Raw genomic sequence first — 20,108 nt, forward strand, 5'->3', positions numbered from 1 at the left:
GGCCCGAAAACTTTGGTTATCCACATTGTTGTTAAAAAGTATAAAAGCCGAAGGGACGCTGGAGTCAATATATTTGTCGTCCGTTTTTCGATGGCCAACTGATTTGGTTAGTATGTGAGAAAAAAGTGTAAAAAAAATTTCCCGCCTCCGGCGGAAGGTGTAAAGCGGGTTGCGGCCTAAGATGTATAAAAATGTAAATTTAAAAGTCTCCCCTTTTAGGGAAGATTTAGAGGGGCTAATATGTTTGAAAATCAGGATAGAACCAATTTAGAAGAACTTGGCGAGTTTGGCCTTATCGGGCACCTTACAAAAAATATTAAGCTTACCAACGAAAGCTCGAAAAAGGGCGTTGGCGATGATGCCGCCGTACTTGATTTTGCCGGCAAAAAAGTGCTGATAAGCACGGATATGCTGTTGGAAGGGATCCATTTTGATTTGGCGTACACGCCGCTTAAGCATTTGGGTTACAAAGCGATACAGGTAAACCTGAGCGACATTTATGCGATGAATGGAATAGCGTCGCAGGTTACGGTGTCTATCGGCATGTCGAGCAAATTTCCGCTCGAAGCCATTGAGGAGCTTTACCAGGGGATTTATATCGCCTGTGAAAAATATAATGTGGATTTGATTGGCGGAGATACAACATCGTCAAAACAGGGACTGGTGATCAGCGTAACTTCTATTGGCTACGCAGATGAAGATGACATTGTATACCGCAATGGTGCCGAAGAAGGTGATTTGATTTGTGTATCCGGAGATTTGGGCGGTGCTTATACCGGGTTGCAGCTTTTGGAGCGCGAAAAATTGATTTATTTGGAAAATCCTAATATTCAGCCGGATCTGGAAGGAAAAGATTACATTGTTGAGCGTCAGTTGAAGCCCGAAGCCCGTCGTGATGTGGTTGAACTGTTGAAAAGTATAGAGGTAAAACCAACCGCTATGATCGATGTATCTGACGGTTTGGCTTCAGAACTTTTACACATCTGTAAGCAAAGCAACAAGGGGTGTAACCTGTACGAAGAGAAGATCCCGCTCGACCCGATGACTTTTGAAACTGCCCGCGAATTTAACCTCGACCCTACTATTTGCGCTTTGAGTGGTGGTGAAGATTATGAATTGTTGTTCACCGTGAAGCAGGCCGATTATGATAAGATCAAGTTTAAAATGGATATCAGCATCATCGGTTATATCACCGAACCATCGGCGGGTTGTAACCTGATCACCAAAAGCGGCACTGTACACGAATTGAAGGCCCAGGGCTGGAACGCGTTTAAAAAAGCCGAGTAATGCTGCAAAATATTTTCGATAAATTTTACCTTAACAATCATCCCGATGGCAAGCCGCCCGGGGCTTTTGTGAAAGGAATTTTATTGCTTTACCTGGGCTTGCTGATCCAAACGTTGAATAATTACCTGGACGGTTTCAATTTTTCGGCCATCCTGTTTGTATTCGTCGCTGTCGGCTTTTTGATCTTTGTTACCGGCGAAGGAAAGAAATGGGCCCGGATCATCCTTTCGGTTTTGATACTGCTGAATGTGTTTTTCCTGGGATCATCATTGTTATACAGTTTTGGAATTTTGCATGATAGTTCGGCTCCCAAAAAAGCTATAGAAATGCCGGTTTACCTCATCATTTTAACCCTCGCCGAGATCATTGTTGAACTATGGGGATGGGCGCTGATGTTTACCAAACAGGCCGATTGGTGGTTTAACAGAAAAAATAGTTAATCATTTATAAGATTCTCGTAGCCACCGCTCGGCTCCAGCCGAGTGGTAACTATCTAACGGCCTCTGGCCGCCGTGAATAAGCATGGTGTATACAGGCCAGTGGCCTGGAAAAAATAGCCACTCGGCTGGAGCCGAGCGGCGGCGGAAAGACATAATTAAAAAATGTCATTGCGTGCGATAGCGTGACAATCTCGTAGCTGTGCTGTCCGGAATGCAAATCCGCCCTGTATGGCGACGAGATTGCCGCGTCGCTCCTCAACTAAAACCCTTTGCTGCTCCTCGCAATGACATGATTTTTTAACTACTTACTCATCCCCTATATATTTTTGATCTATTTGCTTGTCCGCTTTTGCTCCCAACTTTTTGATCTTTTCGGCGGTAGTAGTAAGGTTGCCCCTACCCTCCGATAGTTTATTGATAGCATTATTATAAGCCGATTGCGTTTGGTTGATATTTTTGCCAATGCTATCCATATCACTCAGAAAACCAACAAACTTATCATACATATCGCCGCTTAAACGGGCTATCTCTAATACGTTACGGTTTTGGCGTTCCTGTTTCCACATGCTGGCAATGGTACGCAGAGTAGCCAGCAAAGTCGACGGACTAACAATTACCACTTTCCTGTCCCAGGCATAATTAAACAGTTCGCCATCCAGTTGTACGGCAATACTGAATGAGGATTCTATCGGCACAAAAAGCAGCACAAAATCGGGCGAATTGATCTTATATAAATCGTGATATTTTTTGGCTGAGAGACCGGCAACATGCCCGCGGATAGATTCCACATGGGCTTTGGCAAATAGTTTTCGGTCGTCCTCAGTATCGGCATTAACCAACTTTTCGTACGCAATGAGAGATACTTTGGAGTCGATGATCAGGTGCTTTTCATCGGGTAGGTCGATGATCACATCGGGTTGATATCTTGTGCCGTCGGTGGCCTGCATGGCAGCCTGGATGCGGTATTCCTGGTCTCTAACGAGGCCTGAGCGTTCCAGTACCCGCTCCAAAATTACCTCGCCCCAGTTACCTTGTTTTTTGTTATCGCCTTTAAGTGCTTTGGTAAGATTTTGGGCCTCATCGCTAATCTGTTTGTTGAGATCCATCAGCTGCGTGATCACCCCTTTCAGGGTGTTCCGCTCGGCCGCTTCCATGTTATAAACTTTCTCTACCTTGTCTTCAAAAGCCTTCAGGTTTTCTTTTAGCGGGTTAAGGATAACATCTAAATTACTACGGTTGATATCGGTAAATTCCTTCGATTTTTCTTTGAGCAGTTTTTCGGCCACATTTTCAAATTCGCGCTGAAACTGTGTGCGTATCTGTTCTATTTCGGCCTTTTGCTCCTGCAGTTTTTCCTGCTGCGATTTATAGTAGGCCCTGGCACTTTCTAACGATTGATTGGCTTGGGCCAGCTGGGTGCGCTCGTATAAAAGCTCGTCAATAAGACGGTTCTTTTCCTCCTTTAAAAAGTTGGTAATGCTTTCTTTTTCAGCAGCTAAGCCGTTAGATTTTTCTTCGGCTTTGGCTAATAAAATTTTAAGCTGATCATGCTCATACCGGAGTTTGCTCAACTCATCAGCGGAGATCAGCTCAACTGCTTTTGGTTTTTTCAGGAATAGAAAAACTGCAATCAGTAGGATGATCAGGGATACAAATATTAATATAATACCAGTCATTTATTGATAAAAATATTAGTAAAGTAAAGAATTAAATTTTATAAATACTAATAAAGTTAATCAGGAAAGGCAAGTGAATTAAGGAATGGGATTATTTTCTGTTTTAAAACTCAGGATATAGTTTTGCACTGCATAGCCATCGCTTGCCCGCATCATACCGCCGGCAATATTTATCTGGTATTCGGTATTGGGCTTCAGGCTAACGTTCATAATAATGCTTTTGTTATCATTGGCAAAGGTAAATTTTGCCGACTTAGGATAATGATCTATACCCTTGGCTCCCGGGCCAAAAAAGTACTTTATGCCATCCAATTTTTTATCAAAATCAAATATAATTTCAGTTGTGTTGGCTCTTATTGTAGTATCGCCGTTTTTGAAAGGCCTTACTGCTATTACCCGGGCACAATGTTGCTGATAGTCGTCATCGTAAAAACTGATATTTGGCGCCAATTTATTGTAAAAGACGACAATAGCAGGCATAAAGCTTTCAAGTGTAGGATAAGTTTTTCTGTTTGATTGATATTGACCAAGTAAATTAACCAATGGCCGCATCCAAACAAAACCTCTGGCCAATTGCTGCTTAAGCTCTTGTTCGGCCACCAATGTATCGGTATTATGAGTTTTCAGGTAACTGATTACCGATGCCCTTACTAAGGCTTCGTTTATCATTGTTTTCCACTCGCCATAAGCTTGTTTCCGCATTTTTGTGCGCTCCTTTTCGTAAATAAGCGCACCCGCATCTCTTAATTGGCTTTCATAATTATCGGTAAGATAATTGATAAATGAATGGTTAAACTCGTGGATCAATGTAGGCAGATAAGATGCCGCGTCATAAGTAGGTAAGCCTTGCTCATCAAAAGTACCAGAACCAATAATTGCATATACTTTTTTGGTATGATCGTTTAAATAAACATGTGGCCCGTAGTTTCCTCCGCCATTTCCAAATCCTATGATGATATTGAAATTTTCGGCCGGCGCTTTACCATAAAATTTATAATACCAGGATACATCCAGCTTTTTAAACAGGGCATTAAAGCGACTTTCGGCTATAGCATAATCAGGTAAATGGGCATGGAAAAACCCATCGAAGTCGGCGTCTTTATAAAATTGCTTTAATAGGACAGTGAATTTTACAGCGCTTTCCAGGGTCCACCTTTTGTCTGGTAAAGAGACTGAAAAAGGTACTAATGGTTCGAATGCCGGTGGTTCATTTAAGTGAACGGCCATTGACATAACAGCATCGTAGCTAACGCCGCTGCTGTCCCTCAGTTCCTGGGCGTATTTAATGAGCGGATGGTCAATAAATTTATCAAAATGCTCGTGAATATCCGCAACGTATTTAACATTGTCAGGTGCATTGTATTCTACGTTACCCGCTAAACGGAAAACAATGCTCAGCAATTCTACACGTTTATCAATCCGGGGCGTTGCTATAGTATTATTAGTTTGAGCTGATAACACTAAGGGAAAAAAGATGATAAGAAAAGATAGGTTTAGGTATTTCATTTAATAAAAAAGTTAAAGGCAACAAAAAAGCAAGCTCCTGAAGATAGACTGATCAGCTAATTCTTAGTTTAATCATGAACAAAAGAAATAGTGATCAGCCGGTATTAATGCACCGGATGCACAGCCGAATCGGTATCACCATGAAGACTGGTTGTATCCGACGAATTTGGTGCAACAGCGCCATTGCCCGAGGCCGAAATTTTTGTCGAATCGGCAGAAGCACCGCTGCCTTGGGTCGCGCTGGTATCGTTTTGACGGTTATTTTTATCGGCGCTATGACAGGATGCAAAAGCTATTGAAGCAGCTACAAATGTAAGGAAGGTTAATTTTTTCATGGGTGATGTTTAAGGCTTAACGGGTAGTTATACGTTTCAGTTTTATTATTAAGATTTTGTTCGGTGGTATAAATTAAGCATATTCACAAATAAAAAACAATGATGAAGCAACTGATTTATGGGATATTGATAAGCTTGCTGTTTGCCTCGTGCTCAAAAAAGAGTACAGATCAACCACCGCAGCCCCAGACTATAAAAGTTACGGTAAGCGGAGCAGACGCCTTTAATGTTTCATTATCCGAATATAAGACAACGGATAGCAGCCCTAAAATAGTTGATGCGAAAGCTGTTGCAAAAGGATCATCATACAATTATACTGCTACATTGAATCAAAACGACCAGGTAACCCTGGTTCTTGCATCAGACGTTAGCAATACCGTAACCTACAGAATTTACGACAATGATAAAATAGTTGTACAGGATACCGACAGGGAAGTGTTGACGCATGGCTCGGTTACCATTACCTATAATATCCCTTAGTATAAATTATTGGGCTTTCTCTATTCTTAACCCCACATCGCTGATCTCATGAAGCGGGTTATCGCGCATGTTTTGTTCTATCTGAAAACGGTAAACGCCTTTTGTGGGGAAATGATAATCTTTACGTAAAAGCACCTGGTAGCTGTAAAGATTGCCTGATCCCTTGCCCAGCCATTCGCCATCGGGATTGGCCAGCTTTACTTCAAAACGCGTAGTATGCGTTTTTTTATCGGGCGAGATTTGACTAACCAATACAAATATGTTGGAGTATTTATAGTTGCCCGTAACCCGTAAATTAAGGTATTGGTTATAGGCAACTTTTTCATCATCAACTTTAACATCAAAGTTTACGCGGTTAACGTACGACCAGTTATGATCGGCAATTTCGGTGTTGGTATCAATGATCCTGTTAGGATCGGTACAGGAACCGGCAAACATGGTTACCAATAACAATACTGCCGGGTAAATGATATTTAAAGCCCGTTTCATTCAGGTTTTGCCTGTTGATTATTGTTGTTATTATTATTCCGGTTTGGGCGGTTTGGCCTGCGGCGCCTGTTGTTATTACCGCTTCCTTCACCCTGTGGTTTTCCTTCGCCTTGTGGCCTCGGTTCACCCTGTGGTCTCGGTTCTCTTTGAGGTTTGGCTTCGCCCTGAGGCCGGCCCTCTCCCTGCGGTCTGTTTTGCTGCGGAGGCCTGTTACCCTGGGGCCTGTTATTGTTTTGCGGCTGGCGGTTTCCTTCAGGACGTGGCTGCTGTGCCGGTTTTTCCTGCTGATTACCCGGTCCCTGCTGAGGCTGCTGATTGGCCGGTTTGCCCTCGGCTTGCGCCTGGCCCCCGGGTTTCTGGTTTTTATTGCGGTTTTTGTTCTTCTTTTTATTGTTGTTGCGTCGTTCGTCGAGGCGGGTAAGACTATCCTGGCCAACCACGTTTTCGTAATCGAGCGCTTTTGCCGCAGGTGTTTCAACTTCAACAATTTCGCCAAGGTCTTCAGGGATCACACCATCTTTATTCTGCTGCTGAATCTCTTTAACCTTTTTTATTGGCAACGGAACCCATGATTCTTCTCCCGGGTAGCTAAACCACATTATTTTTTTAAAGATGTCGGTTTTTTGCAGGCGGGCATCCCCTTTTTGGGTTTTAAGGGTGTTTACATTATCAGGGATGTATTTTAAGGCATCCATGTAAGTATCCAGCTCGTAGTTAAGGCAGCATTTCAACTTGCCGCACTGGCCGGCCAGTTTCAGCGTATTTAACGAAAGGTTTTGATAGCGGGCTGCAGAGGTAGATACCGTTTTAAAATCGGTAAGCCATGTTGAGCAGCAAAGCTCCCGGCCACATGAACCAATACCTCCTAAGCGGCTTGCTTCCTGCCTCATGCCTATCTGCCTCATCTCGATACGGATGCGGAAGGTTTCGGCCATTTTTTTAATCAGTTCCCTGAAATCAACGCGGCCTTCGGCCGTATAATAAAATGTAGCCTTGGTTTTATCGCCCTGGTAATCCACATCGCTGAGCTTCATGCTCAGGTTAAGGTCGAGCGCCAGCTTGCGCGATTTGTGCATGGTTTCCCATTCCATATCCTTGGCGGCTTTCCATTTCTCAACATCAGCGACGGTAGCTTTGCGGTAGATCTTTTTTACCACGTCGGCTTCCTTTACATGGCGTTTTACCATTTGCATACGCACCAGTTCGCCGGTAAGCGAAACATGGCCAATATCATAGCCACCTGTAGTTGCTTCAACAGCAACCAGCTCGCCGGCTTCGAGGTAAATATTATCGTTGTTTAAATAAAACTCCTTGCGCGAGCCTTTAAACTTAACTTCAATAACCTGGAACGGCTTATAGTTAGTTGGCATGTCCATATGCGACAGCCAATCGTAAACATCTAATTTGCTGCAACCATTAGTAAGGCAACTGCCGTTACTTTTGCAGCCCGCAGGCGAACATCCGCCACCTGTTGAGCAACTTCCACATCCCATAATTAACTTGGCATATATTGATTCCCCGCAGGGACATTTTTATTTATTAGTATTTTAATAATTTGTAAAGATACATCTAAAAATAAGATTTTGGGATTAGCGTTGCGCTCCACATGATAATGTGCTTTTTCCAGCTCATCAATAATCATTTGCGATTTACCTATACTTAATACACCGCTCATTTTTTGAGCCGTGTCCAGTTCCTTTGCCGGTAAATGTACCAGGCTACCCGCCCCGGCAATGAGTAAACAGCACTCGCGGATAAAGCTGGTACCGTAACGCAAAAAGTTTTTTTGGTTTTCGCGCCCCATTTTGGCAAACTGCTCCACAAAAGCCATCACCTCTATGCCTTTATTGCCAAAGCAATAGCGCAGCCATTGTACAAACAGCTCGTGGTAGCTTTTGTTGTCCTGCTGCAGCATGGCCAAAGCTTCGGTCATGTTGCCATTGCTCAAATAAGCTATTTCGGCAGCGGCTTCCTCGGTTTGGTGATGGGCACTTATTAAATGTTCCTTAATTTCGTCGTACTCCAAAGCGGGTATTTTAACCAGCTGCGTACGGGATAATATGGTGTTCAGGATTTGATCCTGGTTTTGGGCTACTAATAAAAACAGTGTATTAGGCTGCGGTTCTTCAATAATTTTAAGCAGGGCGTTACCTTCTTTGTCCAGGTATTCGGGCAACCAGAGGATCAGGATCTTATACTCCGATTCAAAAGGCTTAAAGCTTAGTTTTTTAATGATCTGGTGACATTCGGCAATATTGATATTGGCCTGTTTATTTTCGGCATCCAGGTATCCGCGCCAAATATCCAGGCTCAAATATGGGTTAGCCGTTAAAGCGCCGCGCCATTGCTCAATAAAAGTAAGCGCTGTATCATCTTTATGTTTTGCAAAGAAAGGGTAAGAAAAATGCAGGTCCGGGTGCATCAGTTTCTGGTATTTCCGGCAGGAAGAGCATACCCCGCATGAGTCGCCGGGCTGTTTATCCTCGCAGGAAAGGTACTGGGCATAGGCAACAGCAAGCGCCAGGCTGCCCGAACCTTCGGGGCCTAAAAATAGTTGCGCGTGGCTTACCCGGTTCTCGCTCACCGTGTTAAGCAATCGTTGCTTTGTTGCTTCCTGTCCTACTATTTCTTTAAACTGCATTTGGTGCAAAATAGTAATTTGATTTTAGATGTGAGATATGAGATGTGAGATTTGAGACAGGAATGGCATAGCGGAGTATCCTTATTTGATGGAAAGTAAAGAGTGACTATCATCATATTCAAAAAATCTCATATCTCATATCTCACATCTCATATCTTTACAACATGAGAGTAATGGCTTTTGATTATGGAACCAAGCGCATCGGCATAGCGGTTACCGACCCTTTGCAGATCATCGCGACGGGCCTCGATAACATCCACCCCAATAACATTATTGAGTTTTTAAAAAAATATCTGCAAGCAGAACAAGTGGAGCGGTTCATCGTAGGCGAACCAAAGCAGATGGATAATACCCCTTCGCAATCGGCCATTCATGTAAAAGGTTTTGTGAACCTGTTAAAGAAAACATTCCCCGAAATCCCTATCGAAATGGTTGATGAGCGTTTTACCTCAAAAATGGCATCGGCAACTATCGCTCAGAGTGGCATGAACAAGAAGAACCGTCAGAATAAGGAATTGGTGGATACCATATCGGCGGTGATTTTACTGCAGAGTTGGATGGGGACGAGATTTTAAGCTGATTCTGAACCATGATTTGCTTGATTAGAGGATTTCATGATAGAGGGTTGAACCTTGATTTTCCTGATTAGATGATAGCCTGATATCTGCTTCAAACTAATAGATTGTTATTATGAACGCGTTTAAATTGTAAGCTTTTTGATCCGAAATTTATTAGTAGTCCTATTTCCATCTTATAGGCTTCAAGATAGTTCATGGCTTGTGCCAAATGTACATCTTCAAGGGATATGATGGCTTTTATTTCAACCATGATTGATCCTTCAACGAAGAAGTCAACGCGTCGTTTTCCTATGTCAACGCCATCATAATAGATAATCATTTCCAATTCCTGGGCAAACTTCAGATCTCCTTTTGCTAATTCCAAAGCCAACGCGCGCTGGTAAATTAATTCCTGAAAACCATTTCCGAGAGTATTATGTACACGCATTGCACATCCTATTATCTTTTCAGTAAGCTCTTTATATTTCATGTTAAGGTTTAAATCCAGCTAAAGATATCGTATTAAAAACAAATACAAAACCATCATCAAAAGTCCTTTAATCAAGTGAATCAAGGTTCAAAAGGAAGGGACATATAGCATCGGGAAATCCTTCAATCAAGAAAATCAAGGTTTTTGTGTATCTTTGCCCTATGGATATTCTCCCTAATGCCTTACTGGCTTACTTAGATGACCATTGCGACCCGGAGCCGGAGGTGCTTAAAAAGCTCAACCGCGAAACGCATATCAAGGTGTTAAAACCTAACATGCTATCGGGGCATTATCAGGGCAGGCTGCTTAGTTTTTTAAGCAAAATGGTGCAGCCTAAGCGCATCCTGGAGATAGGTACCTATACAGGCTACTCGGCTATTTGCCTGGCCGAAGGTTTGGCCGACGACGGCATCCTCCACACCATCGAAGTTAACCGCGAAATGGAGGAGATCATCACTTCACATCTTAAACTAACAAATGTTGAAAACAAAATAAAGCTGCATTTTGGGCCGGCAGAGGCCGTTATTGCTGATTTACAGGAGGATGTTTTTGATTTGGTGTTTATAGATGCCGATAAAAAGAATAATTATACTTACTTTCAATTAGTTTTTGACAAAGTCAGATCCGGAGGATTAATAATAATTGATAACGTTTTGTGGAAAGGAAAGGTGTACGGCACCGAAAAAGATGCCGATACTGAAGGAATCCGCAAACTAAATGACCAGATAGCTGTTGATAGCAGGATAGAAAAATTGATCCTGCCGGTACGCGATGGGCTGCTGGTTATCAGAAAAAAATAAATTATGAAGAAAATCTTACTGATTACAACACTGTTGATTTCAACATTAGCTGCTTCAGCACAGAAAAATACCTCACAATCTTACATTGAAAAGTTCAAAGATGATGCCATTAAGATCATGCACGAAACCGGGATCCCGGCAAGCATCGTTTTAGGTGTAGCAATGCATGAATCGGGTTGCGGCAACAGCACCATAGCACAAAACCTTAATAACCAGTTTGGAGTAAAAGGGTACAATACCGTAGTTTATACCAAACACAACAAAAAAGTCCGTACCTCTTATAAAAGATACGAGTCGGTTTTTGATTCGTTCCAGGACTTTGCACGTATCATGACCGAGCGCAAGCAGTTTAGCCACCTGGCCGACGCGCTTACCCATTATGATTATAAAGGATGGGCAAAAGGTATTCAACGTGCCGGTTATGCCGGTAGCCGCAGATGGGCATCGCAGGTTTTAGGTATCATTAACAGGTATAACCTCAATGACCTGGATGAAAATCCGGCAAACCAAACGCAATTGGCCGACGCAACAACTAAACAGCAATAATTACGTTTATAAAATCTTAATTTGGCCCTGGTTATATGCCACATAATAAGATTTAAGCCTCATGCGAAAAACCATATACCTGTTCATTGCTGTAGTTTGCCTTAGTTCATGCTCTGCCCGCAAAAAAACCACTACAGTATCAAACCGCGATGCCAAACGCAATAACAGCAATATCCAAAAAGCCAACAAGGATGCTATTGCCAATTACCGGTCATACAACTCGTTAGAATATATTGACCGCTTTAAGGCCATCGCCATTCAGGAAATGAACCAGTATGGTATCCCGGCCAGTATCACCCTGGCGCAGGGCCTGTTTGAATCGGGCGCGGGCAATAGTGACCTGGCCAAATATGCCAACAACCACTTCGGCATAAAATGTACCAGCGATTGGACCGGCAAAAGTTATTATAAGGATGACGACAACGTGAATGATTGCTTTCGCGTTTATGATAACCCGGAAGACTCCTTCCGTGACCACTCGGCGTTTTTAAAACGTAAAAACTATGCTAAACTTTTTGAACTGGACAAGAACGATTATGAAGGCTGGGCTTATGGGTTGAAAAAGGCAGGTTATGCCACTAATCCTAAATATCCGCAGTTGCTGATCAATATTATTGTAAAATATAACCTCAATCAGTACGACCGCCCCGAAGGCGAGATTGCTAAAATTAAACGGGAAGACCGTGTATTATCGCAGATCAACGATAGCATTGGTAAACCCGTTCAGGATACCCTTTCTAAAACCCCGCCCGACGATAAGATCTACACCGTAAAACAGGGCGATACACTATACAACATATCCAAACGTTTTGGAATAACTGTTGATGACCTGAAAGCGTTAAACAGTATGAGCGACAATGGCATTAAAATTGGCCAGAAGCTTGTTGTCGTAAAATAGAGAGTCAAGACAACAAGAATCAAGAGTCAAGAGAATTTGAGATTAGTTATCACCGAATATTTATCTTGATTCTTTACTCCTGATATCTTGGCTCTGTCTTCGAAAGGTTAATTGTTGTTAAATTGTATGATCACCCGCTGTGCAACACGTATTTTTGCATCCTCAATGAAACTGTGGACGCTTTTAATATGTTTGGCCCTGACCGCAACTAAAGTTTTTGCCCAGCAAAAAACCGTTGACGGGGTTGTGTTTGATAAAGACAGTAAAGACCGCATTGCCAAAGTTAATGTACAGAACATCACCACCGGCAAATCAATTTACAATACCTTTAAAGGCGAATTTAAAATAGAGGCCCAGCCGGGCGATGTGCTTGTTTTTACAAAATCCGATCATCATCCTGATACTTTGAAAGTGCAAGGCGGCGAATCACTGGCCGTTTATATGAAGCGCACTGCTATCCAGCTTAAAGAAGTTATCGTGCGTGATACCCTGCTTAACCCGCAAAAACGGCTGGCTGCAACCAAAAACGATTATACCAAAATCTTCGGCCCGCTTAACAATAAAGATTTATTGAGCTTTGGTCCTGGTGGCGCTGGTTTAAGTATTGATGCTATTTACAATGCGTTAAGCCGCAGCGGCCGCAATGCTGCCCATCTGCGCGAAACTATTGAGAAAGACTATCAGCAAAGTGTTATTGACTATCGTTTTAACCGAACTTATGTTGGCGCCATAACCAATTTAAAAGATCAGCAGCTTACCGACTTCATGTTGCGGTACCGCCCCGGTTATTATCTGGTAAAAACCGCCAGCGACTATGAGTTTATAGCCTCCATCAAAACCAACCTCAATCGTTTTTTAAAGTATAAGAAACGCCCGTATTCCCTCACCCCGCTTGTTACGCCCGAAGACAGTAAGAAGGATCTTGGCCGCGAATAAGGTTGATTAACCTTAATACAACGTTCATTTTAATATCCGGAAATTCCAATATTTTTGCCCAAAAGTCGTTTTCCAGACTAAACCCTGAAGCAACATTTTTGTTTATTGTGGGTAAAAAAGGAGATTTTTGCTTTAATTTGTTTACTATGTTAAAAACAAAACCGGGATTACTAATACTCGCATTATCAGTCACGTGCGTTTTATCAGCAAAAGCACAAACCGATACCCTGAAAAAAGATAGTGTTAAAATAGACACTGCCGTACTTAATAAATACCGGATAAATTCCCGCAAAAATGCCATCCCCACGCGGGTTCGCCCCATACAGATCCAGCGCGAAATGGTACCTGTTACCATGCTCGATTATAAAGTAAACTACTGGAAAAAGGTAATCACATTCGGGCTGAACTTTAGCCAGTCGGCTTTTAGCAGCAATTATGCGGCAGGTGGCGTAAGCGCGGTGGCATTGGGTTCAAATTTTATTTATCATACCGAATATAACAAAGCGCCGTTCAGTTATGTGTCGGAGCTTAACCTTACTTACGGGGTATCAAAAAACAAAGGTCAGGGCAAGCGTAAAACCCAGGACCGTATTTATTTTGATAATAAAGTAGCTTCGCAATTATCAAAAAGCTGGTATTTTTTCGGTGCGTTGACCTTCGAGTCGCAGTTTGATAAAGGCTTTAATTATGTCGATCAAGGCAATGGCAAGTTCGATCAGCAGTATATTTCAAACTTTATGTCACCGGGTTATCTTACCGAGTCTGTCGGTTTTGAGTATAAACCAACAGGCTGGTTCGATCTGCGTTTAGGTACCGGTACTGCAAGGCAAACTTTTGTACTTGATGATAAGATTCACATCAAGAAGCCCGATAACTACGGCGTGGATACATTAAAGACCGTTAAAAATGACCTTGCGTTCCAGGTTGTGGCCCTATTTGATAAAGATATCGCCAAAAACATCCACCTTAATACGCGTTACGCGCTGTTTATCCCCTATGCGCAATCGCCTAAGTTCATCACACACCGTGTGGATTTGGTATTATCGGCAAAGGTTAACAGGCTCATCAGTGCAACAGTTAACGGCACTCTGCTTTACGATAAACACACCGCCGCCGAAGCCCAGGGCTATGAAGGTATTGGGTTGGGGATGCTGTACCGGTTTCCGTAACCTATTTGTAAAATATGTAAACAAAACAGGCTTCATAAAAATGAAGCCTGTTTTGTTTTAGTGAAGTGTAAATGAGCTGCAAGTTAATCTACTAAGTAATTGAGTTAATATAGTTCAAAATCATACCTTTGCATTCTTATAAAAAAGATTAAAGTTTTTTAATATAATGTTTGAAAATCTTTCGGATAAACTCGACAGGGCGTTCAAGGTCCTGAAGGGTCAGGGAACTATTACTGAAATAAACGTGGCCGAAACTATGAAGGAGATCCGCAAGGCCCTTCTTGATGCCGACGTTAACTATAAAACCGCCAAAGCATTTACTGATGATGTAAGGCAAAAAGCGCTTGGTAATAATGTATTAACATCTATTTCGCCAGGCCAGCTGCTTACCAAGCTCATGAACGATGAGCTTACCGCGTTGATGGGCGGTACCACAGCCGATCTGAATTTTCCGGCTACTCCTACCATCATCCTTATTGCCGGCTTGAATGGTGCTGGTAAAACAACCTTTACCGGTAAGCTTGCCAATTATTTAAAAACACAACGCAATAAAAAACCATTACTGGTTGCTGATGATATTTACCGTCCGGCGGCTATTGATCAGCTGGAGGTTTTAGGCCAGCAAATAGGTATCCCGGTGTATGCCAATCGCGACTCGAAAGACCCGGTTGCTATTGCCCGCGAAGGTATAGCCCAGGCTAAGCAGAACGGTAATAACGTGGTGATTATTGACACCGCCGGCCGTTTGGCTATTGACGAGGCCATGATGGTGGAGATTGAGCAGGTAAAAGATGCCGTAAAACCACACGAGATCCTGTTTGTGGTTGACTCCATGACCGGTCAGGATGCTGTGAATACTGCTAAAGTGTTTAATGACCGCCTGGACTTTACCGGTGTGGTATTAACCAAGCTTGATGGTGATACCCGCGGTGGTGCTGCGTTATCAATCAAATCGGTTGTTAATAAACCTATCAAATTTATTGGTACAGGCGAAAAGATGGAAGCGCTTGATGTTTTCCACCCCGATCGTATGGCATCGAGGATCCTGGGTATGGGCGACGTGGTGTCGTTGGTTGAACGCGCTCAGCAGCAGTTTGACGAGAAAGAAGCAGCCGAGCTACAGAAGAAGATCCGCAAGAACAAGTTCGACTTTAACGACTTTTACGGCCAGATCCAGCAGATCAAAAAAATGGGTAACATGAAAGATCTGATGGGCATGATACCTGGCGTGGGTAAAATGATGAAGGACGTTGAGGTTGATGATAACGCGTTTAAAGCGATAGAGGCTATTATCCAATCGATGACTCCGTTTGAAAAAGCTAACCCCGAAACCATTAATCAAAGCCGCCGTAACCGTATAGCCAAAGGTTCGGGCACCGATTTACAGGAAGTTAACCGCCTCATGAAGCAGTTTGATGATATGAAAAAAGTAATGAAGCAAATGAGCAACCCGGCAGCCATGGCCAACATGATGCGCAGGATGCCTAAAATGTAAAGTAGGTATATCCTATAAAAAGAACGTCTCTTGCCAAAAGCAAGGGGCGTTTTTTTTTGCCCCATTGCTGATGAACAAAATGAACATATGTATAATTTATTATACACAATTTCACACTTTTAGATGCCGGAAGTCATTAAAATGTCATTTACTGTGCAATGGCACTTGCTTTGTTTTACTGCAGCGAACAGATGAGGGCCCCAAATTTACCCCACCCCTCATATATTAATGAACTAAAAAACTAATCATGAAAAAGTTAATTAAACCCGTTTTATTGACCGCCGCGTTATTTGCATTTAAAGTTGGTTCGGCCCAGGTTAATCTTGGAGCAACTACCGCAACTAAAATAGCTACGCGGGTAGCTACACCAACTGTGAATGCTGCATCTATAGCGCAAAAAGCGGTTAACACAACCTCAACCGTAACCAACCAGGCTGCAACACAGGCTCAAAGTGTAGCAGCGCGGACAGCCGCTCAAACCCAGGCTACCACTAACCAGGCCGTAACAGGCGTTGCCGCCAGTGAGGCCGCTAATGTTAACAGCAACGTTGCCTCAACCGTAAATGCTACGGCAGGTACAACAGCTGCACAAGCCGGCGTTAGCAGCAATACCTCAGCCGCAGGTACTGTGAATGCAACAGGAGTAACAGCAACAGGCGAAAAAGCATTAACCACAACCGAAGGTGTTGCTACTAACACTACCGAAAAAGTAAGCAGCAATGCTGCCGCTTTAAGGGCTAGCGCTACAACAACTACAGGTAAAACAGCGGTGGCCGCAGGTAATAGCGCCGATGCTGTTAGCAAAAATGTGAGTGTTACCTCGTCCGGTAACCTGAACAGCACAGGTAACGTGGCAGCGGGCTCTAAAAAGCTAAATACCGGGTTCTCAAATAGCAGCGCTTCCAGTACTGCTGTAAAGGCGGGAAAGAAAAGCGTTACTGTTAAAACTTCGGGCAAAAGTTCAGCCAAGCTGAGCGCTGCCAAACAGTAATAGTATTTACATACATTAAATCAAAAAGGCCGGTACCGGCCTTTTTGATTATCCGCACTTTTTTATTCAACATTAGTTATGAAAAAACTTAAACTTATCCTGCTGCTGGCTTTGACCGGCCCTGCGGTTTATGCCCAGCAAAAACCTGATACCGCGGCAAAAACAAAAGAGTTGTTTGTAAATGCGGGTTTGCAATATCTTTCAAACCTTACCTATGCCGGCCGGCGCGATGAAAGCAGTGTTCCGGTGCTTCTTCCCTCGGTTACATTAGTTAGCAAGCAGGGCTTTTTTGTAAGCGCTATCGGCTATTTTGATCTTAATGGCTCCAAATCAGGCACCGAAGGCCTTAGCGTTACGCCGGGCTATGTTTTCGCGTTTGATGCAAAACGGTATTATGGAGGCAATGTATCGGCCACCAAATATTTTATCACCAAAAGCAGTCCCATTATACTTTCTTCATTTAATGCCACGCTCGACGGGCAGTTGTATGCTAATCCGGATGATATTGTAAAATTTACCGCGGGCATCAGCTATAGGTTTAATAAAAATAACAGTAATGACGTTGTTAATACGGCCGAATTATCAAAAGAAATTTTTGCCCTGAAAACAGGAGTGGATAAAAAAAGCGGGCTAAAAGTTACTCCTACCGCCACGCTTTATGCCGGTACACAATCTTTCTACCAAACTTATTATACCGAATCGCAGGTTACCCGCTCGATAGAGCAGCCCCAGCAGCAAACACCTATTAATATCCTGTTTCCCAGTCAGCCAAAGCAAACTATTATAACGCAAACGGTAACGCAGCAAAACCAGCGCGAGGTAAGGCAATATAAGCTGCTTGCTTTCAGCGGATCGTTGCCTTTAACCTATGCTATTAACAAGTGGCAAATCCTCTTTACGCCCTACCTCATCAAGCCATTTAACCAAGTTGATTATGTAAAAAACACCAAAATGAACGGGCTTTACTTTTTGTTCACCACAGGGGTTAATGTAACGTTTTAGCAATGTTAAAAAATGTGATAAGCCATATGGCCGGGAAAGGTGTATAACAGCTTGTTTTTATTAGCTTTGTTGCAGTACATAACAAACTGAACCACGGCTATGCGCAGGATATTTTTTGTTCTTTTATTGTTACCGGCCCTGTTTTTTGTGCCGGCATTTGCCCAGGTTCCCGGGGCTCAGATTGATGTTAAACATTATACGTTTGATATTAAACTTAATGATGCCGATAACAATATTGAAGGAAAGGCCACGGTTTCGATAAAGTTTTTGAACGGCGCGGAAGGGTTTAGCCTCGACCTGGTGAAAAAGAATGCTGCAGGCAAAGGCATGCTGGTATCGGCAGTAACCGAAAACGGGAAGCCGGTAAAGTTTACCCAGGATGATGAACAGCTAAAGGTCAATACCCGCGCCTACAAAGGAAACACCCGCGATTATACGATAAGTTACAGCGGCACCCCGGCCGATGGGTTGATTATCTCGACCAACGCATTCGGGCACCGTACTTTTTTTGGTGATAACTGGCCTAACCGGGCTCACAACTGGCTGCCCTGCGTTGATAATATTGCCGACAAAGCCACGGTTGATTTTATTGTGACCGCGCCTGATCATTACCAGGTAGTATCAAACGGGCTGCAAACCGAAGAAAAGCAACTCGACGGAAAGCTCAAACTAACCCATTGGGTTGAAGCCGTTGCGTTGCCTACCAAAGTAATGGTTATTGGCGTAGCCGAGTTTGCAGTTGACCGCCCCGGTGATGTTAACGGAATCCCGGTTTTTACCTATGTTTTTCCGGAAAGTAAAGAGGTTGGGTTTAAAAGCTATGCTGTAGCTAAAAACATTCTCCCCTACTTTATAAAAAATGTTGGCCCTTACAGCTACGAAAAACTGGCCAACGTGCAGTCGAAAACCATTTTTGGCGGCATGGAAAATGCCAGTGCCATATTCTACTTTGAAGAATCGGTTAAAAGTCCGGATATAGAAGAACTAATGGCGCATGAAATTGCCCACCAGTGGTTTGGCGATGGCGCCAGCGAGAAAAGCTTTGGCCACCTTTGGTTAAGCGAAGGCTTTGCTACCTATATGACTAATCTTTATCTCGAAAATAAATACGGGGCCGATACCTTAAAAACACGCCTCATTGGCCAGCGTAAAAAAGTGCTGGATTTTGAAAAAGAGCGTTTAACCCCCGTGGTTGATACCGCTGTGAAAACAAAATTTATGCAGCTGCTTAATGCCAATAGTTACGAAAAAGGCGGTTGGGTACTGCACATGCTGCGGCGCAAACTGGGCGACGATGTTTTTTGGAAAGGGGTAAGAAACTATTATTCAAAATACCAGGGCAGCAATGCCAATACCGATGATTTGAGGCGGGTAATGGAACAAACCAGCGGCAAGGACCTGAAACAGTTTTTTACGCAATGGCTGCGCAACGCCGGGCACCCAAATTTGGCGGTTAGCTGGAAGTATAATGAAAAGGATGGTTACATTACCATAAATGTAACCCAAAACCAGGCCTATGTTTACAATTTGCCGCTGGAGGTGTCTGTTGACGGGCAACTGTTAACAGTGCCGGTAAAAGAGAAATCGACAACAGCCCGTTTCCGGGTAAAAGCCAAACCGGCAGATGTTAAGGTGGACCCGAATATAAACCTGCTGGCATCGTTTGAGGAAAAAAGATAGAAGCGTTTTAAAGAGGGCTGTCATTGTTTGACCCTCTTTTTTGTTACGGATAGTTATAAATTAAATATATATTTTGATCGGTATGAAATATATGGGCGTTGCCTGCGGCCCGTGCTATACGCTCATACTGCACAGGCATTAGCTACAAGGCCGGTATCCGCTCCTATCACTAACGCAGCCCGTTGCACTATCCACGAGATAAATTTATGGCATAATAGCTATCCCAGCTACGCCGCTATCACCCTGTTGATCACCTTTTCCAGGTCTTCCAGGTCAAATGGTTTGGCTAAATAGCTTTGGGCGCCGGCATGATTGGCCAGGATCTGGATATCGCTGTTTGCAGAAAAATAAATTACCGGTATTTCTTTAAGCCCCTCGGTTTTTTTGAGGGTTTGCGTGGCAATGATCCCGCCCGAATCGGGGATCCAGTTATCCATCATGATTACGTCAGGTAAAATGCCCGAAACTTTCTCAACAATGTTATTGCAGTCGCTAAATGTGTGCACTTCCCACCCTTGTTCCTCCAAAATATAGCTGCAAATAGAAAGTATGTCCTCGTCGTCATCAAATATGACAATTTTTTTAGATGGAGTATTCATTGGATAGTTGTATGTGAATTTATAGAAATCTTTTCATAAAAACAAATGTTTTAAATTGCAAATTAAATTTGCCCGTTTAAACAAGACTTTA

General features: G+C 43.1%; 21 protein-coding genes. 13 read left to right on the plus strand and 8 right to left on the minus strand.

Going from position 1 to position 20,108, the window contains the following annotated elements; translation table 11 throughout:
• Nucleotides 1-240: 240 nt before the first annotated feature.
• Nucleotides 241-1,287 carry a thiamine-phosphate kinase gene (thiL, locus tag ABIC84_RS10980; protein ID WP_429263588.1) on the plus strand — a complete coding sequence of 349 codons (1,047 nt, stop codon included), beginning with the start codon at nt 241-243 and terminating at the stop codon, nt 1,285-1,287.
• The gene (locus ABIC84_RS10985; protein ID WP_429263589.1) at nt 1,287-1,727 is read left to right on the plus strand and encodes a hypothetical protein; all 441 of its coding nucleotides are present in this window, start codon (nt 1,287-1,289) and stop codon (nt 1,725-1,727) included. Before thiL ends, ABIC84_RS10985 begins: the two co-directional genes overlap by 1 nt.
• A 305-nt stretch (nt 1,728-2,032) precedes the next feature.
• On the opposite strand, the gene rmuC is transcribed toward ABIC84_RS10985, so the two are convergent.
• From rmuC to ABIC84_RS11000, 3 genes are all read right to left on the minus strand, one after another.
• Nucleotides 2,033-3,403 (minus strand): DNA recombination protein RmuC, encoded by a 1,371-nt coding sequence (gene rmuC, locus ABIC84_RS10990; RefSeq protein WP_429263590.1) that lies wholly within the window; start codon nt 3,401-3,403, stop codon nt 2,033-2,035.
• Between the two features lie 78 nt (nt 3,404-3,481).
• A complete protein-coding gene (locus ABIC84_RS10995; RefSeq protein ID WP_429263591.1) occupies nt 3,482-4,909 on the minus strand; it encodes a DUF4932 domain-containing protein in 1,428 nt (475 codons plus the stop codon).
• Between the two features lie 104 nt (nt 4,910-5,013).
• Nucleotides 5,014-5,244, minus strand: coding sequence for a hypothetical protein (locus ABIC84_RS11000; RefSeq protein WP_429263592.1), 231 nt, complete (start codon nt 5,242-5,244; stop codon nt 5,014-5,016).
• 99 nt (nt 5,245-5,343) lie between these two features.
• On the opposite strand from ABIC84_RS11000, the gene ABIC84_RS11005 reads away from it, so the two are divergent.
• Nucleotides 5,344-5,724, plus strand: coding sequence for a hypothetical protein (locus ABIC84_RS11005; protein ID WP_429263593.1), 381 nt, complete (start codon nt 5,344-5,346; stop codon nt 5,722-5,724).
• Between the two features lie 6 nt (nt 5,725-5,730).
• Here the strand turns inward: ABIC84_RS11005 and ABIC84_RS11010 are convergent, their stop codons facing one another.
• From ABIC84_RS11010 to ABIC84_RS11020, 3 genes are read right to left on the minus strand one after another with little or no spacing between them, the layout of a single operon-like run.
• Nucleotides 5,731-6,213, minus strand: coding sequence for a gliding motility lipoprotein GldH (locus ABIC84_RS11010; protein WP_429263594.1), 483 nt, complete (start codon nt 6,211-6,213; stop codon nt 5,731-5,733).
• Entirely contained in the window at nt 6,210-7,706 is a 1,497-nt protein-coding gene (gene ricT, locus ABIC84_RS11015; protein ID WP_429263595.1) for a regulatory iron-sulfur-containing complex subunit RicT, read from the minus strand. The genes ABIC84_RS11010 and ricT overlap by 4 nt, the downstream gene beginning before the upstream one ends.
• A gap of 2 nt (nt 7,707-7,708) precedes the next feature.
• Nucleotides 7,709-8,854 (minus strand): ATP-binding protein, encoded by a 1,146-nt coding sequence (locus ABIC84_RS11020; RefSeq protein ID WP_429263596.1) that lies wholly within the window; start codon nt 8,852-8,854, stop codon nt 7,709-7,711.
• A 164-nt stretch (nt 8,855-9,018) separates the two neighbouring features.
• Here ABIC84_RS11020 and ruvX point away from each other — a divergent pair, with 164 nt between their 5' ends.
• Nucleotides 9,019-9,429 carry a Holliday junction resolvase RuvX gene (ruvX, locus tag ABIC84_RS11025; RefSeq protein ID WP_377026233.1) on the plus strand — a complete coding sequence of 137 codons (411 nt, stop codon included), beginning with the start codon at nt 9,019-9,021 and terminating at the stop codon, nt 9,427-9,429.
• Nucleotides 9,430-9,523: 94 nt separating this feature from the next.
• Here ruvX and ABIC84_RS11030 read toward each other — a convergent pair whose 3' ends face one another.
• A complete protein-coding gene (locus ABIC84_RS11030; protein ID WP_429263597.1) occupies nt 9,524-9,901 on the minus strand; it encodes a GxxExxY protein in 378 nt (125 codons plus the stop codon).
• Nucleotides 9,902-10,062: 161 nt separating this feature from the next.
• On the opposite strand from ABIC84_RS11030, the gene ABIC84_RS11035 reads away from it, so the two are divergent.
• From ABIC84_RS11035 to ABIC84_RS11075, 9 genes are all read left to right on the plus strand, one after another.
• The gene (locus tag ABIC84_RS11035) at nt 10,063-10,701 is read left to right on the plus strand and encodes an O-methyltransferase (RefSeq protein ID WP_429263598.1); all 639 of its coding nucleotides are present in this window, start codon (nt 10,063-10,065) and stop codon (nt 10,699-10,701) included.
• Nucleotides 10,702-10,704: 3 nt separating this feature from the next.
• Nucleotides 10,705-11,247 carry a glycoside hydrolase family 73 protein gene (locus tag ABIC84_RS11040; protein WP_426583287.1) on the plus strand — a complete coding sequence of 181 codons (543 nt, stop codon included), beginning with the start codon at nt 10,705-10,707 and terminating at the stop codon, nt 11,245-11,247.
• A 61-nt stretch (nt 11,248-11,308) separates the two neighbouring features.
• Complete coding sequence (locus ABIC84_RS11045; RefSeq protein WP_429263599.1) at nt 11,309-12,145, plus strand: glucosaminidase domain-containing protein; 837 nt, start codon at nt 11,309-11,311, stop codon at nt 12,143-12,145.
• A gap of 126 nt (nt 12,146-12,271) precedes the next feature.
• On the plus strand, nt 12,272-13,081 hold the full coding sequence (locus ABIC84_RS11050; protein WP_429263600.1) for a hypothetical protein: 810 nt from the start codon (nt 12,272-12,274) through the stop codon (nt 13,079-13,081).
• Nucleotides 13,082-13,227: 146 nt separating this feature from the next.
• Nucleotides 13,228-14,250: a DUF3078 domain-containing protein gene (locus ABIC84_RS11055; protein ID WP_426583293.1), complete on the plus strand. Its 1,023-nt coding sequence runs from the start codon at nt 13,228-13,230 to the stop codon at nt 14,248-14,250.
• 166 nt (nt 14,251-14,416) lie between these two features.
• Nucleotides 14,417-15,745, plus strand: a complete 1,329-nt coding sequence (gene ffh, locus ABIC84_RS11060) for a signal recognition particle protein (RefSeq protein WP_090532696.1) — start codon at nt 14,417-14,419, stop codon at nt 15,743-15,745.
• Between the two features lie 247 nt (nt 15,746-15,992).
• Complete coding sequence (locus ABIC84_RS11065) at nt 15,993-16,736, plus strand: hypothetical protein (RefSeq protein ID WP_429263601.1); 744 nt, start codon at nt 15,993-15,995, stop codon at nt 16,734-16,736.
• Nucleotides 16,737-16,814: 78 nt separating this feature from the next.
• Nucleotides 16,815-17,738 (plus strand): hypothetical protein, encoded by a 924-nt coding sequence (locus ABIC84_RS11070; RefSeq protein ID WP_429263602.1) that lies wholly within the window; start codon nt 16,815-16,817, stop codon nt 17,736-17,738.
• Nucleotides 17,739-17,837: 99 nt separating this feature from the next.
• Nucleotides 17,838-19,418: a M1 family metallopeptidase gene (locus ABIC84_RS11075; protein WP_429263603.1), complete on the plus strand. Its 1,581-nt coding sequence runs from the start codon at nt 17,838-17,840 to the stop codon at nt 19,416-19,418.
• A 227-nt stretch (nt 19,419-19,645) separates the two neighbouring features.
• Here ABIC84_RS11075 and ABIC84_RS11080 read toward each other — a convergent pair whose 3' ends face one another.
• The gene (locus ABIC84_RS11080; protein ID WP_090532688.1) at nt 19,646-20,017 is read right to left on the minus strand and encodes a response regulator; all 372 of its coding nucleotides are present in this window, start codon (nt 20,015-20,017) and stop codon (nt 19,646-19,648) included.
• Nucleotides 20,018-20,108 lie beyond the last annotated feature (91 nt).

The organism is Mucilaginibacter sp. 3215 (assembly GCF_050433785.1).
Classification (GTDB): Bacteria; Bacteroidota; Bacteroidia; order Sphingobacteriales; family Sphingobacteriaceae; genus Mucilaginibacter.